This window comes from Janthinobacterium sp. GW458P (assembly GCF_002127585.1).
In the GTDB taxonomy this organism is placed as follows: Bacteria; Pseudomonadota; Gammaproteobacteria; order Burkholderiales; family Burkholderiaceae_D; genus Janthinobacterium.
In genome coordinates, this window is sequence record NZ_NEGZ01000026.1 from 18,528 (window position 1) to 35,324 (window position 16,797).

The 16,797-nt window shown below is 64.6% G+C and carries 17 protein-coding genes; 6 read left to right on the forward strand and 11 right to left on the reverse strand.

Features of this window, described 5'->3' with window-relative positions:
* Nucleotides 1-160: 160 nt before the first annotated feature.
* The 4 genes from CBW50_RS15640 to CBW50_RS15655 all read left to right on the forward strand — a co-directional run bounded on the left by CBW50_RS15640 (nucleotide 161) and on the right by CBW50_RS15655 (nucleotide 5,717).
* Nucleotides 161-2,404: a PhoX family phosphatase gene (locus tag CBW50_RS15640; RefSeq protein WP_086146423.1), complete on the forward strand. Its 2,244-nt coding sequence runs from the start codon at nucleotides 161-163 to the stop codon at nucleotides 2,402-2,404.
* Nucleotides 2,405-2,624: 220 nt separating this feature from the next.
* On the forward strand, nucleotides 2,625-3,278 hold the full coding sequence (gene ribA, locus CBW50_RS15645) for a GTP cyclohydrolase II (protein WP_076571963.1): 654 nt from the start codon (nucleotides 2,625-2,627) through the stop codon (nucleotides 3,276-3,278).
* Between the two features lie 64 nt (nucleotides 3,279-3,342).
* Nucleotides 3,343-4,743 (forward strand): serine protease, encoded by a 1,401-nt coding sequence (locus tag CBW50_RS15650; RefSeq protein WP_086146424.1) that lies wholly within the window; start codon nucleotides 3,343-3,345, stop codon nucleotides 4,741-4,743.
* A complete protein-coding gene (locus CBW50_RS15655) occupies nucleotides 4,740-5,717 on the forward strand; it encodes an FHA domain-containing protein (protein WP_086146425.1) in 978 nt (325 codons plus the stop codon). The genes CBW50_RS15650 and CBW50_RS15655 overlap by 4 nt, the downstream gene beginning before the upstream one ends.
* A gap of 97 nt (nucleotides 5,718-5,814) precedes the next feature.
* Here CBW50_RS15655 and CBW50_RS15660 read toward each other — a convergent pair whose 3' ends face one another.
* Nucleotides 5,815-6,471 carry a CCXG family PEP-CTERM protein gene (locus CBW50_RS15660; RefSeq protein WP_086146460.1) on the reverse strand — a complete coding sequence of 219 codons (657 nt, stop codon included), beginning with the start codon at nucleotides 6,469-6,471 and terminating at the stop codon, nucleotides 5,815-5,817.
* Between the two features lie 525 nt (nucleotides 6,472-6,996).
* Between CBW50_RS15660 and CBW50_RS15665 the strand changes: the two genes are divergently transcribed.
* Nucleotides 6,997-7,326: an MmcQ/YjbR family DNA-binding protein gene (locus tag CBW50_RS15665; protein ID WP_086146426.1), complete on the forward strand. Its 330-nt coding sequence runs from the start codon at nucleotides 6,997-6,999 to the stop codon at nucleotides 7,324-7,326.
* A gap of 18 nt (nucleotides 7,327-7,344) precedes the next feature.
* Here CBW50_RS15665 and CBW50_RS15670 read toward each other — a convergent pair whose 3' ends face one another.
* Nucleotides 7,345-7,965, reverse strand: a complete 621-nt coding sequence (locus CBW50_RS15670) for a TetR/AcrR family transcriptional regulator (protein ID WP_086146427.1) — start codon at nucleotides 7,963-7,965, stop codon at nucleotides 7,345-7,347.
* Between the two features lie 93 nt (nucleotides 7,966-8,058).
* Here CBW50_RS15670 and CBW50_RS15675 point away from each other — a divergent pair, with 93 nt between their 5' ends.
* Complete coding sequence (locus CBW50_RS15675) at nucleotides 8,059-9,291, forward strand: MFS transporter (protein ID WP_086146428.1); 1,233 nt, start codon at nucleotides 8,059-8,061, stop codon at nucleotides 9,289-9,291.
* A gap of 3 nt (nucleotides 9,292-9,294) precedes the next feature.
* Here CBW50_RS15675 and CBW50_RS15680 read toward each other — a convergent pair whose 3' ends face one another.
* From CBW50_RS15680 to CBW50_RS15720, 9 genes are all read right to left on the reverse strand, one after another.
* Nucleotides 9,295-9,597, reverse strand: a complete 303-nt coding sequence (locus tag CBW50_RS15680; protein WP_172404779.1) for a hypothetical protein — start codon at nucleotides 9,595-9,597, stop codon at nucleotides 9,295-9,297.
* A gap of 57 nt (nucleotides 9,598-9,654) precedes the next feature.
* Complete coding sequence (locus CBW50_RS15685) at nucleotides 9,655-10,818, reverse strand: PQQ-dependent sugar dehydrogenase (protein ID WP_086146430.1); 1,164 nt, start codon at nucleotides 10,816-10,818, stop codon at nucleotides 9,655-9,657.
* A 37-nt stretch (nucleotides 10,819-10,855) separates the two neighbouring features.
* The gene (ispF, locus tag CBW50_RS15690) at nucleotides 10,856-11,356 is read right to left on the reverse strand and encodes a 2-C-methyl-D-erythritol 2,4-cyclodiphosphate synthase (RefSeq protein WP_086146431.1); all 501 of its coding nucleotides are present in this window, start codon (nucleotides 11,354-11,356) and stop codon (nucleotides 10,856-10,858) included.
* Between the two features lie 11 nt (nucleotides 11,357-11,367).
* Entirely contained in the window at nucleotides 11,368-12,075 is a 708-nt protein-coding gene (ispD, locus tag CBW50_RS15695) for a 2-C-methyl-D-erythritol 4-phosphate cytidylyltransferase (protein WP_086146432.1), read from the reverse strand.
* A gap of 12 nt (nucleotides 12,076-12,087) precedes the next feature.
* Nucleotides 12,088-12,795, reverse strand: coding sequence for a hypothetical protein (locus CBW50_RS15700; RefSeq protein ID WP_086146433.1), 708 nt, complete (start codon nucleotides 12,793-12,795; stop codon nucleotides 12,088-12,090).
* The gene (locus CBW50_RS15705) at nucleotides 12,792-13,349 is read right to left on the reverse strand and encodes an NUDIX domain-containing protein (RefSeq protein WP_086146461.1); all 558 of its coding nucleotides are present in this window, start codon (nucleotides 13,347-13,349) and stop codon (nucleotides 12,792-12,794) included. Before CBW50_RS15705 ends, CBW50_RS15700 begins: the two co-directional genes overlap by 4 nt.
* A 75-nt stretch (nucleotides 13,350-13,424) precedes the next feature.
* Nucleotides 13,425-13,754, reverse strand: a complete 330-nt coding sequence (locus CBW50_RS15710; RefSeq protein ID WP_086146434.1) for a DUF2818 family protein — start codon at nucleotides 13,752-13,754, stop codon at nucleotides 13,425-13,427.
* Nucleotides 13,755-13,757: 3 nt separating this feature from the next.
* Nucleotides 13,758-15,260: an NADH-quinone oxidoreductase subunit NuoN gene (gene nuoN / locus CBW50_RS15715; protein ID WP_076567089.1), complete on the reverse strand. Its 1,503-nt coding sequence runs from the start codon at nucleotides 15,258-15,260 to the stop codon at nucleotides 13,758-13,760.
* A gap of 16 nt (nucleotides 15,261-15,276) precedes the next feature.
* Nucleotides 15,277-16,776: an NADH-quinone oxidoreductase subunit M gene (locus tag CBW50_RS15720; protein WP_086146435.1), complete on the reverse strand. Its 1,500-nt coding sequence runs from the start codon at nucleotides 16,774-16,776 to the stop codon at nucleotides 15,277-15,279.
* Nucleotides 16,777-16,797: the final 21 nt, after the last annotated feature.

Here is a 16,797-nt window from a genome sequence, read left to right on the forward strand (position 1 = left end):
TTAAGGCCAAGGCGGCCTGACCGGACGGACCCGTCACGCACGGGGCCCGTCCGGCCGGCCGCCTGTCACCGTTTGGTCATGAAACTGACATGCGGCCGTCACATACGCTCACTATCATGCGCTTGCCTTTAAATCACGCAACCACAGGACATCGCAGCCCATGAACAAGCCCAACGATCTGGCCATCCGCGCCACCGATCTGAACGACATCGACAGCAACGCGTCCCACGATAACCATTTCAACAGCATCCTGAACGCCCGCCTGAGCCGCCGCAACTGGCTGCGCGGCAGCGCCGTCACGGCCGCCACCGCCGTCATGGGGTCGATGGGCCTGTCCGCCTGTGGCGGCGGCAGCGATGCGGTCGCCGTCACCCCGACGCCGACGCCGACGCCCGAAAAACTGCTGGCCTTCACGGCCGTGCCGAAAAGCCTGGCCGACGTCGTGTCGGTGCCGGCCGGCTACACGGCCACGGCCCTGTATGCGCTGGGCGACTCGCTGCGCGCGGCCACGCCAGCCTACAAGAACGACGGCAGCGATACCGATTTCGACAACCGCGCCGGCGACCACCACGACGGCATGGAATACTACGGCCTGTCCGCCGCCGGCGCGCCGCTGGCGTCCGGCGCCGAACGGGGCTTGCTGGCGATGAACCACGAAGCGACCACGGACGAAAAGCTGTCCTCGCACTTCCTGCACGTCAATGGCGGCACCACCACGCTGCCGCGCCCCGCCGCCGAAGTCGACAAGGAAGTGGCCGTCCACGGCCTGAGCGTGGTGGAAGTCAAGAAGACGGGCAGCGCCTGGGCCACCGTCAACGATTCCGCCTTCAACCGCCGCGTCACGCCGCTGACGGACATCGAGCTTGCCGGCCCCGTACGCGGCAATGCCCTCGTGGTGACCAAGTACTCGCCGACCGGCACCAGGACGCGCGGCACCATCAACAACTGCGGCACGGGCAAGTCGCCATGGGGCAGCTACCTGTCCGGCGAGGAAAACTGGGCCGGCTACTTCACGCGCTCGGCCACCGACAACGCGGCGCGCGGCGACAAGTCCGTGGTGTCGCTGAACCGCTATGGCCGCAGCCAGGGCGGCGCTTCGCGCCACGGCTGGGAAACGGGCGGCAGCGACGACAAGTACGCGCGCTGGAACCTGAGCAAGATCGGCGCATCAGCCGACGGCAGCGACGACTACCGCAATGAATTGAACGGCATGGGCTACATCGTCGAGATGGACCCGTATGACAAGACCCGCGCCATCCGCAAGCGCACGGCGCTGGGCCGCTACGCGCACGAAAGCGCCGCCTTCAGCGTGCCGACCGTGGGCCAGCAGCTGGCCGTCTACATGGGCGACGATTCGCGCAACGAATACATCTACAAATTCGTCACGGCGGCCGTCTGGGCCGCGGCGGACGCCAACCCGGCAGACCGCATCGCCACCGGCGACAAATACCTCGATTCGGGCAAGCTGTACGTGGCCAAGCTGGCCGCCGACGGCACCGGCCAGTGGATCGAGCTGTCCCTGTCGAACGCGCTGATCCAGGCCTACGGCGCCTACAAGTTCGCCGACCTGGCCGACGTGCTGGTCAATGCCCGCCTGGCGGCCGACGCCGTGGGCGCGACAAAGATGGACCGTCCGGAATGGTGCTCGGTCAACCCGGCCAATGGCGAGATCTATTACACGCTGACCAACAACTCGAACCGCACCGTCAATCCGGGCGGCTCGTCGCAGCTGGCGCCCGACAGCGCCAACCCGCGCGCCTACACGGACATGAAGGGCAGCAGCGCGCAGAACGGCAATCCGAACGGCCATATCATCCGCTTCAAGGAAGGCACGGGCGCAGCCGCGGCCACCAGCTTTACGTGGGATGTCTACCTGTTTGGCGCCGAGAGCGGCGCCGACGCCAGCAAGATCAACCTGTCGAACCTGACGGCCGACCAGGACTTTTCGAGCCCGGACGGCCTGGCCTTCAGCCCCTACACGGGCATCTGCTGGATCCAGACGGACGATGGCGCGTACACGGATGTGACCAACTGCATGATGCTGGCGGCCATTCCCGGCAAGGTGGGCGACGGCGCCAAGTCCACCCTGAACTACGCCACGGCGGCCGGCGGCAACCTGGCGGTCGACACCTTCATCGGCAAGAAGCCCACGGCCGACACGCTCAAGCGCTTCCTGGTGGGACCGGTCGGCTCGGAAATCACGGGCATCAGCGAAACGCCCGACGGCAAGACCATGTTCATCAACATCCAGCATCCGGGCGAAAACACCGCGCTGGCGAATATCGGCGACCCGTCCAAGTACACGAGCCAGTGGCCGGCCAACGCCGGTTACGGCGTCGGCAAGCGTCCCCGCTCGGCCACCATCGTGATCACCAAGAACGACGGCGGCCGCATCGGCAGCTGATGGACTGTGCCTGGCGGAGGCATCCGCCAGGCACAGCCAGCCATCGACCTTGTAAAAGGAGGAAGTGCCCCTAAGTAAGGCTCATCACCAGACATTGCAACGACCGAATGGCAGCCGGGGAAAACGTTTCCCTGCTTTTTGGTATGATGGCAAGGCGCGCCGGCACCGGAGTGGTGTCGCGCGCCTTTTATTTTTGACAATTACTTATATGAGCACAACCATGCAAAGCGGCGCAGACCTCCTGGCGACAGGCGAATTGGATTACACGACTTCCTGCGCCTTGCCGACGCCGTGGGCCCAGTTCACCCTGCACGCCTTTGTCGAGCACGCCACGGGCAAGGAACACCTGGCCATGGTGCTGGGCGACGTCGGCAACGGCGAACCGGTCCTGGCGCGCGTGCATTCCGAGTGCCTGACGGGCGACGTGCTGTTTTCGCAGCGCTGCGACTGCGGCGCCCAGCTCGAAGGGGCGCTGAAACGCATCGCCGAGGAAGGCCGCGGCGTGTTGCTGTATTTGCGCCAGGAAGGACGCGGCATCGGCCTGATCAACAAGATCCGCGCCTACCGCCTGCAGGAAGCGGGCGCCGACACGGTGCAGGCGAACGAGCAGCTGGGCTTCAAGGCCGACGCCCGCAATTACGCCTTGTGCAAGCCCATGTTTGCGCAATTCGGCATCGACAGCCTGCGTTTGATGACGAACAACCCGCGCAAGATCGCGGCCATGGAAGCGCTGGGCATCACGGTGGCCGAGCGCGTGCCCCTGCTGGTCAACCGCAACGCCTTCAACCAGCATTACCTGAATACCAAGCAAAGCAAGCTGGGCCACATGATGACGCCGGTGACGGCGCCGGCGCTGGAAGACGGCGCCCTGTAATTGCCGCACTGGCGCGCAGGCGGCGCCACCGGGGCAGGTGCTCCCGCTCACGCACAAAGGATGCATGAAATTATCTAACTTCGCCCTCCTGCTGGCCGGCCTGTGCGCCACCGCCGGCGCGCAGGCGGCGCCGGCCGCAGCACCGGCCGCCTCCGCCGCATCGGTTCCTCCCGTCAAGCCGCCGCCGGCCACCGCCGCCCCCGCCGCCAACGAACACGCGGCCCTGCCGCCGCCCTCGTCGGCCGCGCAAAAACTGTACACGGCCGCGCGCGCCGACATCCTGCAAGTGCGCGTGCTGCTGAAAAACGGCCGCACGCAGTCGTCGGTGGGCTCGGGCTTTTTGATCGGCACGGGCGACCTGGTGGTGAGCAACTATCACGTGGTGTCGCAGTTCGCGCTCGACCCCGATACCTATGTGGGCGAATGGGTCGACACCAGCGGCCAGCGGGGCAACGTGGAATTGCTGGCCGTCGACGTGCTGCACGACCTGGCCGTGCTGCGCGTGAACCGACACGGCACGGGGTTTTTCAAGATGCCCGAGCAGCTGGCGCCGCTGACCCAGGGCCAGTACCTGTATTCGATGGGCAATCCGCTGGACCTGGGCTTTGCCATTTCGGAAGGCGCGTACAACGGCGTCGTCACGCGCAGCTTCTACGACCAGCTGATGTTTACGGGGCCGATCAATTCCGGCATGAGCGGCGGCCCCAGCGTCACGGCGAATGGCGATGTCGCCGGCATCAATGTCTCGAAACGCCTCGACGGCGAACTCGTCAGTTTTCTCGTGCCGGCCCGCTATGCACAGCAATTGCTGGCCAAGGCGGCGCAGCAAGGCAAGCCGCCGAAGGACTTCAAGCCGCTGGTGACGGCCCAGCTGCTGGCGCACCAGGACGTGATGCTGGCGCGCCTGCTCGACACGCCCCTGAGCCTGAAAGCCATGGGCCCGTACCGCGTGCCCGTGCGCGAATCGGACCAGATGCGCTGCTGGGGCCGCTCCAACGTGAAAGCCGACAAGCCCTACACGATAGACAACACGAGCTGCGCCATGGAATCGGCCCTCTTCATTTCCGGCGCCCTGCAAACGGGGCAGGTGTCGATGCGCCACGAGTTTTTGCGCAGCAGCGAGCTGGGCGCCCTGCGCTTTTCCCAGCTGGCCAGCGCCTCGTTCAAGAACGAAAATTTCGGCAACTACAAGAGCGCGAACCTGACGGGCCCCCATTGCACCGAGCAGTTCGTCAAGAATGCCACCCTGCCCCTGCGCGCCGTCCTGTGCGTGCGCGCCTACCGCAAATTTACCGGCCTGTACGATTTTGCCCTGCTGGCCGCCAGCACCGATGAGCCACTGATGAGCTTGCAAAGCCGCATCGACGCGCGCGGCGTGTCCTACGCCAACGGCGTGCGCGTCACCCGCACCTTCCTCGAAGCGCTGTCGCGCGCCCCTTCCGCCAGCGGCGCGCGCAAGCCATGAAAGCGCCCTATCACATCGAAATCCTCGCCGCAAATGGCGACGTGGAACGGCGCCAGCGCATCGCCAGCCTGCCGATCCGCATCGGCCGCGGCTACGACAATGACTTCATCCTCGACGATGCGCACACGGCGCCCGCCCACGCCATCGTCGAGGATGATGGCGCAGGCGGCCTCCTGCTGCGCGACCTGGGCAGCCAGAATGGCGTGATCCACCTCGGCCAGCGCCAGACGCAGGTGGCCCTGGATGGCAACAGCGTCGTGCGCCTGGGCCACACGCGACTGCGTGTGCGCGCCAACGACCATCCGGTGGCGCCCGAACTGAGCGACACGACCATGCACAACTGGGAAGGCTTGCGCCCCGCCATGGCCGGCCTCGTCATGATCGGCGCTTCGGCCGCCTTCAGCAACTGGCTGGGCGACGCGGAAGCGTTCGATCCGATTTCTTACCTGATGGTCATCGCCTCCGCGCTGGGCGCTGGCCTCGTGTGGGCCGCCATCTGGGCCGTGGCGAACCGCCTGTTCGGCCACACGGCCCGCTTCGGCCGCCACCTGTTCATCATCGGCTGCGGCTTGCTGGCCATGGAAGCGTGGGAACTGGGCAGCAACATGGCTGCGTATGCGCTCTCGCTGGAACTGCTGACGCGCTACGGACGGCATATGTTCATCGTCATTGTATGCGCCATGATCTACTACCATTTGTGCACGATCAAACCCCAGCATCCGCGCCGCTTCGGGCTCGTCAGCGTGGTGCTGGCCATCATCGGCTCGACCTTGATACTGCTGAGCAACTTGCAGATCAGCGGCCGCCTCGCGGATGAACTGTACATGTCCGCGATCTACCCGCCGGCGCTGCGCCTGAGCCCCGATCACGCGACGGACGCCTTCTTCCGCGATGCGGCCGCCCTGCAGCGCGGCGCCGATGCGGAGCGCGGCAAGTCCTCCAGGGGCGAGGCGGACGACGACGGCGACGAATAAGCGACGCCGACCGCGCATGCACAAAGCCCGCCGCGTCCTTGCAGACGGGCGGGCTTTTTAGCGCGCGCCCTCAGGCGCGCATGTCGGCGATAAAAGCTTAGAAATTGCTTTCCTGCTTGCGGCGCGCCGTAAAGCCCAGCAAGCCCAGGCCGACCAGCAGCATGGCGTAGGTGGTCGGTTCCGGCACGGCCGAGATCAAGCCGTCCTTGGCGCCGAAGCTGACGAAATTATTATTGCCGGCCTTGAATTGCGCTTGCTGGCCGCCATCGCAGCAGCCTTCCAGGCCGTAGATGCTCAGGGTGTGGTTGCCGGCCGACAAGGAGCTCGAACCGCTGAGGAACTGGCTGCCATTGTTGTAGTTGCCTGCCCACCACATGTCGTTGCTCTTGAAGTCCAGCGCCACGCCGTCGAGGAACAGGGCGCCGCCCTTGCCGAAATCGACGCCGCTGCGGAAACTCCAGGCGCCTGCATCGGCCGCGCTGACGCCAAAGTTGATGACGGATTTGAAGGCAATGTTCGAGCCGCTGCCAAACAGGCCGCTGTTGTTGACGTTGTCATAGCTGGCGATGGTCGTCGAGCCGTAGCCGGCGCCGGGCGTGGCCACGGCGGCGTTCACCACGGACTGGTAAGCGGCGGCGGAAGCTTGCGCGCCGGCATTCGAGAAACCGGTGGACAGGGTGATGGTGCTGGCGTTCGCGTGAGCAAACACACCGACGGCGATCAGGGACAGGGCGATTTTAGGCAAGTTTTTCATGATGGTATCCAGTAAGTAAGTATTCAGTGGGCGCGGCAAACGGGCGCTGGAGCTGAATACACGCTGCATTGAGGCGTGTCGGCATAGCGCAAGCATTGCAAGGATGAGCGGTCGGGAGCGTAACTTCCGCGCAAGATCGCGGACTTGCGGCGTGCCGTGGCGGCACTGCAAGCATCCTGGAAAGGGGTCGGGTTCCCGGGACAAAGTCAGACGGTTGACGGGTCAGGTAAGACGTTGAAGCCATTCTATCTTAAATTCCCCATAAGAAAAGTATTTTTCTTTTAACCATGAAAGATATTTTTCTAACAAGCACTTTCCTGGCTGGCAAAAAGCGCCCCGCATCCCCCTGATGCAGGGGCGGCGCGCCCGTGCCGGCGGCCTGCGGCGTGTCGCGGCGGCGCCACAGACGGGTCTGTCACTGTCGCATCGCCCGCACTTCTTTTCGCATGCCGCTGCACCACGGGGCGAAACAGCATGGCAAAATGCACACATGCAGCTATCTGTCCGATGAGGGGGAAAGAGGAAATGGTCGACCTGGAAGAACTACGCTATCTGGCACTGTCGTTTCCCGACACCACCGAGGAAGAACACCACGACCGTCCGGCCTTCCGCGTGGGCGGGAAGATCTTTGCCACCCTGCCCGACGACGAGCACATCAACGTGCTGCTCGATGCGGAAGCGGCGCATATCGCCACCGTGATCACGCCCGCCGGCTGTGAAAAACTGTGGTGGGGCGAACGCCTGGCCGGCATCACCGTGTGCCTGGCGGACGCCGAACTGGACATGCTGGCCGCCGCCCTGACGGCCGCCTGGCGGCGCAAGGCGCCGCGCGACCTGGCCGGGACCATCGACTGAGCGGGGAGGAAGCGCCCGCTACAGCGGCCAGTTACGCAGCAGCAGGGCCACCATCTGGTGTAATTGCTCGCGCGACACGCCGGCCGCCGCCTGGATCGCCATGCCCTGCGACAGGGTCACGACAAAGCGCGCCTGCTGCTCGGGACAGGAATCGGCCGGCAAATCCCCTTCTTCCCTGGCGCGCCGCAAGCGGTCGCGCAGCTTGATCTCGCCGCGCAGGCGGCGCGCAAACAATTCATCGCGGATCGGCAAGGCATCGTCGCTGCAGGCCAGCGCCGCATTGACGCCCATGCAGCCGTGCGGGCCGTCGGGCATTGTTTGCGCATCGACATACTGCGTCAGCAACGCTTCGATCACCAGGCGCGCCGTCGGCTGCTCCAGCGCCGCATCGAAAAACTGCATGCGCGTATCGCTGTAGCGCTCGAGCGCCTTGTGGAACAGCTGCTCCTTGTTACCGAAGACGGCATACAGGCTGGGCCGGTTCATGCCCATGGCTTTCGTCAATTCCGGCAGCGAGCTGCCTTCATAGCCCTTTTCCCAGAACACTTTCATGGCGCAATCGAGCGCCTCGTCCGCATCGAACGTGCGTGGCCGGCCCGTTTTCGCCTTGCCCGCTTCCTCTGTTTTATCTTGTTTCATACCGTTCGGTAAAAAATTTATTGACAACACTGTCTGCCTGCCCTGATTATATACCGACCGGTTAAAAACCTCCCGGCTTTTCAGGAACTCGACATGCAGACATCCACTCCCTCTTCCGCGCCGTCCGCGGCCACCAGCGACGATACCACCGTGGCGCCCTGGCTGGCGGTATTATCCGTCGGCATCGGCGCCTTTGCCCTCGTCACCTCCGAATTCCTGCCCGTCGGCCTGCTGCCGGCCATGGCGGCCGAACTGGCCATCAGCAAGGGCCAGGCGGGGCTGATGATCACCACGCCCGGCATCGTCGCCGCGTTTGCCGCCATTCTGGTCACCGTCGGCTCGGGCCGCCTGGACCGCCGCATCGTGCTGCTGGCCCTGACGGCCCTGCTGGTCGCCTCGAACCTGCTGGTGGCGCTGGCGCCGTCGTATGGCTGGATCTTGCTGGGACGCGCCCTGCTGGGCGTGGGCGTGGGCGGCTTCTGGGCCATCGGCAGCGCCATCGGGCCGCGCCTGGTCGCGCCGCAGCACGCGTCGCGCGCCATGTCCATCATCTTTGCCGGCGTGTCGCTGGGCACGGTGGCGGGCGTGCCGGCCGGCGCGCTGGTGGGCGAGCTGGTGGGCTGGAGGGTGGCCTTCGGCGCGGCCAGCGCCATCGCCGTGCTGGTCTTCATCGGCCAGCTGTTGCTGCTGCCCCGGCTGCCGCCCACGCAAGCCGTCCGCCTGCGCCAGCTGCCGATGATCTTCGGCATCCGCAAGGCCAGGCTGGGCCTGATCGCCACGGCCATGCTGTTCACGGGGCAGTTCGCCGCCTACACGTATATCGCGCCCTTCCTCACGCAAATCTCGCACCTGGCGGCCGGCACGGTCAGCGCCATGCTGCTCGTGTACGGCGCCGCCGGCTTCATCGGCAACCTCGTCGGCGGCTGGGCTGCCGGGCGCCATGAGCGGGCCGCGCTGATGGTGACGGGCGCCGTGCTGGGCGTATCGACCCTGGCGCTGGCCGCGCTGGGCAGCCATGCGCTGACGGCCATGCTGCTGGTGGCCGTCTGGGGCTTCGGTTTCGGCGCCATGCCGATCGCCGTGCAGACGTGGATGTTCAAGGCGGCGCCGGAGCTGATGGAAGGCAGCAGCGCACTCTTCGTTGCGATTGTGCAAGTATCGCTGGCGTCGGGCGCATTACTGGGGGGCATGGCCGTCGACCGGCTGGGCGTATCGAGCGCGATGGTGGTGGGTGGCGCGTTCGCCCTCGGCTGCGCCTTGACGATCGCGCTGTTCGGCAAGCCGCAGGTCGCCGCCAAGGCTGGCGCGGCGTGCGCCGCGTCATAGGTATCAGATGCGGCCGCGCCGGAATTCGCCGAGGAATTTCGCCACTTCGGCCGGCGTCATGGGCACGTCGGCATCGCCGTGATACGCGTACAGGAAGGGCGTGCCGCCCAGGCGGTCCGTCAGCTTGGCAAAGAGCAAGAAACGGCTGCCCAGCGGATAGCGCTGCAGGTCCGTCAGGCGGCGCGAGCACTGCACGGCCAGTTCCGGCGAAAAAGCCTGGCCCGGCACGGGACGGATTTCCACGCGGCCATGGACGGCGCGCGATTCGACGGCAACATGCCGGTATGCATAAGTATCACGGGCCATGCCGCCACCTTGAATGAAATAAAGGCGCCATCTTAAGCGAAGTGGGCGCCTGCCGTGCTACTGCGGCACGATGCGCAGCAAACGGCCATTGTCTTCGTCTGTCAGCGCATACAGGTAGCCGTCCGGTCCCTGGCGCACGTCGCGCACGCGCGCGCCGATGGCCAGGCGGTCCTGCCCCGTCACCTTGCCGTTCGCATCGACGGCGATGCGGCGGATATCCCCGGCCGCCAGGCCGCCGCTGAAGATGCTGCCGCGCCAGGCGGCGATCTTGTCGCCCGTGTAGACGGCCAGCCCCGACGGCGCCGGCGACGGCACCCAGGCCACGCTCGGATTGAGCATGCCGGGCACCTCATGCTTGCCGACGGGTTCGTGCGTCTTGTAGTCGGCGCCATAGCTTTGCAGCGGCCAGCCGTAGTTGCCGCCCGCCACTATCAGGTTCAGTTCATCACCGCCGTACGGGCCGTGTTCCGTCGCCCACACGCGGCCGGAAACAGGGTCGAGCGCCAGGCCCTGCACGTTGCGGTGGCCATACGACCAGATTTCCGGCAAGGCCCCCCTGGCGGCCAGCGGATTGCCGGGCGCCGGTTTGCCGTCTTGCGTCAGGCGCAGGATGGAACCCTGGTGCGTGGCCAGGTTCTGCGCCTGTTCGCGGGCCAGGCGGTCGCCGATGCGCAGCGGCGGATTGCCGCCGTCGGCCACGCTCATCAGCAAGCTGCCGTCCGGCAGCCACAGCAGGCGCGAGCCGAAATGCTGGCCGCCGCTCTTGTCGGTCGCCACCTTGAACAGGGTCTCGATGCCCGTCACCTTCTTGCCGTCGAACACGCCGCGCACGAGGGTCGTGCGGTTGGCGTCATTCGTGCCCGTCGACACCGTCATGTACACGCGCGGGTTCGGCTTGCCCGCGTCCTGCGGATGAATGACGATATCGAGCAGGCCGCCCTGCCCGCCCGTAAACACCTTGGGCATGCCTTCCAGCGCGACATCCTCGAATTTCTTGCCATTGAGCAGATGCAAGCTGCCCTGCTTGCTGGTGACCAGCGCGCGCCCCTCGCCCAGCCAGGCGATGCCCCACGGCTGGCGCACACCCTGCGCGACGGTCTCGGCCTTCCAGCCCTGTCTGGCGGCGGGTGGCTCTCCCGTGGCCTGCAGTTCGGCGTGGGCCGCTGGCGCGGCAGTCAATGCCCATGCAAGCAAGATGCTGGTACGGCGTAACTGGAACATGGCGACTCCTGTCGGTGATCGATCAATGGCGGGCCTCTCAGGCGCGCAGCAGCAAGGCCACGGCTTCGGCCGCGATGCCCTCTTCGCGGCCCAGGTAGCCCAGCTTTTCATTCGTCTTGGCCTTGATGTTGACCTGACCCACGGTCACGCCCAGGTCTTCGGCCACGTTGGCGCACATGGCGGCGATGTGCGGCGCCATTTTCGGGCGCTGGGCGATGATGGTGGCGTCGATATTGCCGATGATATAACCGGTCGCCTGCACGCGGCGCACGGCTTCGCGCAGCAGGGTGCGCGAATCGGCGCCCTTGAATTGCGCGTCCGTGTCGGGGAAATGGCGGCCGATGTCGCCCAGGGCGGCGGCGCCGAAGATGGCGTCCGTAATCGCGTGCAGCAGCACGTCCGCGTCGGAGTGGCCGAGCAGGCCCAGGTGATGGGGAATCTTCACGCCGCCGATGATCAGGTCGCGGTTTTCGACCAGCGCGTGGCAGTCATAGCCCTGGCCGATACGAAATGGGAGGTCGGGAGTCGTTGTATTCATATTGTTCTCTTTCAAATGCGGGGGTTGGCCAGGTACAGCTCGGCCGTGTGGATGTCGCGCGGCAGGGTCACCTTCAGGTTGCGCGGGTGGCCCTCGACCAGTTTCGGCGCCAGGCCCAGCGCCTCGACGGCGCTGGCGTCGTCCGTGATCGCTTGCGGGTCGGGCGCCTGCGACAAGGCCCGGTGCAGCAAGGCATAGCTGAACATCTGCGGCGTCTGCGCCAGCCACAGGCCGTCGCGCGGCACCGTCTGCGCCGACACATTGGCCGGCCCGGCCCGCTTGACGGTGTCGACCACGGGCAAGGCCAGCAAGCCGCCGGCCGCATGGTCGCCGACTTCGGTGATGAGCTTGGCGATCAGCGCCGGCGTCAGGCCGGGACGGGCCGCGTCGTGCACCAGCACCTGGTCATGGCCATCCATGCTGCCCTGCAAGGCCTGCAGCCCGTTCAGGATGCTTTCCATGCGCGTGGCGCCGCCGCAGCGCAGCACAGTGACGCCCTGCTCCGGCACGACCGTGTCGATGACGCCATCGTCGGCGCTGACGACGACATAGGTGTGCGCGATCAGGGGACTGGCGAGAAAAGCGTCGAGCGCGTGGCGCAGCATGGGCTTGCCGGCGATGGCTAAATATTGCTTGGGACTGCCCGCCTCCATGCGCGCGCCCACGCCGGCGGCGGGGATCAGGGCAAAATAACGGACGGTGTTCGGTGCTGCGGTCATGCCATTCCTTATCTAGTTGGTCGGCGCGGCCTTGCCGGCCAGGATGTTCTGGATTTCACCTTTGCACGCCTTGCCCAGGCGCGCATATTCTTGCGGAGAATCAATGGCGGCCTGCAAGACTTCCACCTTGCGCATTTCCGCCTTGATGTAGGGCAACCAGCCCGTGTCGATCTCGCGCGCCAGCGCCGCCTTGGCCGTGCCGCTGGGCGCATACAGGGGGCGCGCCTCGAAGCGCCGGGCCAGCGCCGCGCGCACGGTCTTTTCCACGCGCGGCAGGTGTTCCATATAGGTTTTCATGTGCCGCAGCTCGTGCGCGAGTATTTCATCATACGCGCACGTGCCGGGAGCAAACTCGCGGCCGATGTAGATCACCACGGGCGCATACGTGAGGGTCACGGTAATCTGCGGCGCCACGCATTCATAGCCGCTGGCCGGGTCTTGCAGCATGGGGCCGGCCAGGGCGATGGCCACGCGCGAATCGGTCTTCGTCAGGCCCAGCACCCAGGTATCGGCGCGCGCCGTGCCCTTCATCACCGTCAGCGCCTTGTATGGCAGGTGCGTGTCGATGGTATAGCCGTTCTGTTGCGCCGTCAGCACGGACACCGTCTTGCTGATCGTGTCTTCGCAGCGCACCTGGAACGGCGTGCGCTGCGCCCCGTGTGCGCCCAGGCTGGCCGACGCCAGCAGCAGGAAGATCGCCGTGCGCATGCGCAGGATCAAGCCGGTTGCCAGGCGCCGCTGGTAATCTTGTCGAGCCAGAAGATGCCGATGACGGTCTTCACGTCCGTGATCGTGCCATCCCTGACCCAGTCGAGCAACTGCGGCACGGTGGCCGTAAACGTTTCGAGGAATTCGCCCTCGTCGAGCTGGCGTTCGCCGGCCACGAGTCCGCGCGCCAAAAACAGTTCCAGGTGTTCGTCGGAATACGCGATGGCGTTATGGATGGTGGCAACGAATTGCCAGTCGCTGGCCGTGTAGCCCGTTTCTTCCAGCAACTCGCGCTGGGCGCAGGCCAGGTGGGCCTCGCCCGCATCGATCTTGCCGGCCGGGAATTCAATGAACACCCGGTCCAGCGGATAGCGGTACTGGCGTTCCATCAGCACGGTGCCGTCATCGAGCAGGGGCAGGATGACGACGGCGCCCGGATGCAGGACGAATTCGCGCGCCGTGATCTTGCCGTCGGGCAGCGCAACGCGGTCGCGCTGCACGCGCAGGAAGCCGCCCTGGTAGACGAGTTCGCCGTCCACCTTGGTCTCAGTTAAATTCATATCCATGCGTTCAGTATCCATACGTTGATTATGCTCAATAAAAAAAAACGGCGCCAGAGGCGCCGCTTTCGGTCGATGGGGCTAATGTCGTTTGCGCAGGTAGCGGGTGACAAAGCCTGGGAAAGCCAGCACCAGGAACAGGCAGCCGGTGATGGCGTAGAACTCCCATGTCTGCGGGAAAGCGTTGCCGATGCGCGCTTCAAGCGCGAACGCCACGGCGCCGACGATGAAGTACAGAATCACCATCTCCAGCAGGCGCAGCGCCAGCGGCTTGCGCCAGCCTTTGCCCCCGTCTGCCTGCGCCGCCTTTTTCAGCGGCACGGCGGCAAACAGTTTCTCGTTCAGGAAAGGCAGGTTGGCGCCCAGGATGCCCAGGGCGATCACCAGCCAGCTCGAGACGGTGACATCCATCGGTCAGGACGCCAGGGTCTTGGTGATGGCCGTCGCGCAGGCAGCCAGGATGCTGTTAGGCATCACACCGAGGGCCAGGACGAACACGCCGTTCAGGGCCAGCACGACGCGCATGTCGCCATGCACGACCAGCGCATTGCTGTCGCTCGGCTCGTCGAACCACATCATCTTGACGACGCGCAGGTAGTAGAAGGCGCCGATCAGCGAGAACAGCACGGCGGCGATGGTCAGCCACAGCTGGCCCGTGGCCAGCACGGAAGCGAGCACCGAGTACTTGGCCATGAAGCCCATCAGTGGCGGCACGCCAGCCAGCGAGAACATGAACAGGGTCATCACCAGGGCAAAGATCGGGCTGCGTTTGCCCAAGCCCTTGAAGTCGGCCAGTTCGTCTGCTTCGAAACCATTGCGTGCCAGCAACATGATCACGCCAAAGGTACCCAGGGTGGTAAACACGTAGGTGATGACGTAGTACATCGAGGCGCCGTAGGCGGTGGCTGCGCCGGCCGCGTTGAGCGTGTTGTTCGGCGCGTCGACGGTGCCCGACAGCAAGCCCAGCAGCACGAAGCCCATTTGCGCGATGGTCGAGTACGCCAACATGCGCTTCAAATTGGTTTGCGCAATGGCGGTGAAGTTACCGATGGCCAGCGACATCACGGCCAGCACCAGCAGCATTTGCTGCCAGTCATGCGCCATCGGCAGCAAGCCTTCGGCCAGCAAGCGCAGCGTGATGGCGAAGGCGGCCAGTTTCGGCGCCGCGCCCAGCAGCAGGGTCACGGCCGTCGGCGAACCTTGATACACGTCAGGCACCCACATGTGGAATGGCACGACGCCCAGTTTGAAGGCCAGGCCGGCTACCAGGAACACCAGGCCGAAGACCATGATGGTGCCGTTGGTCTTGCCGTTTTCCAGCGCCACGCGCAGTTCGCCCAGGTCCAGCGTGCCGGAGGCGCCGTACAGCATCGAGATACCGTACAACATGAAACCGGAAGCCAGCGCGCCCAGGATGAAGTATTTCATGGCCGCTTCCGTGGCCTTGGCATTGTCACGGCGCAGCGCGATCAGCGCGTACAGCGACAGCGACATCAGTTCCAGTCCCAGGTAGATGATCAGGAAGTTGTTGGCCGAGATCATGATCATCTGGCCCAGCAGTGCAAACAGGGCCAGCACGTAGAACTCGCCGCCCAGGTTACCCGACAGCATGCTGCGGTCGGTGGCATAGGCACGCGAGTAGATCAGCGTCAGCGCCACGGCGCCGTACGAGAACAGTTTCAGCAACTGCGACATCGGGTCCGACACGAACATATTGTGGAACGTGTAGACGGTGGTGCCCGCGTTGAAGTCGCCTACGGTCAGCAAGGCGCAGCCGGCCAGGGTCAGCAAGGCCAGCACGTAAGTGATCGAACGCTTCGCCGCAGGCAAGAACATATCGATCAGCAAGAGCGCCGACGTGGCGATCAGCAGAAAGATTTCCGCGTACAGCGGTACCAGATTAGGTGCATTAGTCATGTTATCGGTCTTCTATTTAAGGCAACTTGCTGATGGCGACATGCTGCAGCAGGTCGGCAACCGAAGTTTGCATCGTGTCGGTGAACGGGGCTGGGTACAGACCCATCACGAGCACGGCGATGGCCAGCACAGCAAGCATGAAGAATTCACGTTTGTTGATGTCGGTCAATTCGGCCACGTGTTTGTTCTTGATCTTGCCGAACACCACGCGCTTGGCCATCCACAGCGAGTACGCCGCGCCCCAGATCAGTGCCGTTGCAGCCAGCAAGCCGATCCAGAAGTTGTATTTCACCGCGCCCAGGATCACCATGAACTCGCCGACGAAGCCGGACGTCGCTGGCAGACCGCAGTTGGCCATCGAGAACAGCACGAAGAAGGCGGCAAATTTCGGCATGCGGTTCACGACGCCGCCGTAGTCGGCGATGTTGCGGGTATGCATGCGGTCATACAGCACGCCGATGCACAGGAACATCGCGCCGGAGATGAAGCCGTGCGAGACCATCTGCACGATACCGCCCTGCACCGAGATGTCGTTGAACATGAAGAAGCCCAGGGTGACGAAACCCATGTGCGCGATCGACGAATAGGCGACCAGTTTTTTCATGTCGGTTTGCACCAGGGCAACCAGACCGATGTAGATGACGGCGATCAGCGACAGGGCGATCATGAAGCCCGACAGATAGTGGCTGGCGTCCGGCGTGATCGGCAGCGAGAAACGCAGGAAGCCGTAGGCGCCCAGTTTCAGCATGATGGCGGCCAGCACGGCGGAACCGCCCGTCGGCGCTTCCACGTGGACGTCCGGCAGCCATGTGTGGACGGGGAACATCGGCACTTTCACGGCAAACGCCATCAGGAAGGCCAGGAAGATGAAGATCTGCTCGTTCATCGTCAGCTTGAACGCATGCCAGGCCAGGATGTCGAAGGTGCCCGACACATTGCGCAGGTAGATGATGGCAACGAGGGTCAGCAGCGAACCGAAGAAGGTGTACAGGAAGAACTTGAACGACGCGTACACGCGGTTCGAACCGCCCCAGATACCGATGATGATGAACATCGGGATCAGGGTTGCTTCAAAGAAGAAGTAGAACAGCAAGCCGTCCAGCGCGCAGAACACGCCGATCATCAGGCCCGACAGGATCAAAAACGAGCCCATGTACTGGGCGATGCGCTTCTCGATCACTTGCCAAGCGGAAATGACGACGATGACCGTGATGAAGGCCGTCAGTGGAATGAACCACAGCGACAGGCCGTCGATACCCAGCGAATACCAGATATTGAAGGTTGCTATCCACGGTGCTTTTTCGACGAACTGCATGCCGTGGGCGGCGTTGTCGAAATGCTGGATCAGCGGCAAGGTGCACAGCATGCTGAGCACGGCGCCGGCCAGCGACAGCCAGCGGGTAAAGCCCGCTTTGCTGTCACGGCCGAGAGCCAGGACCAGGACGCCGCAAATGATCGGCACCCAGATCGACAGACTCAGGTAAGGAGGTAGTGTAGAAATCGTAGACTGCATCATGGTTCTCAGTATTCTTTTATC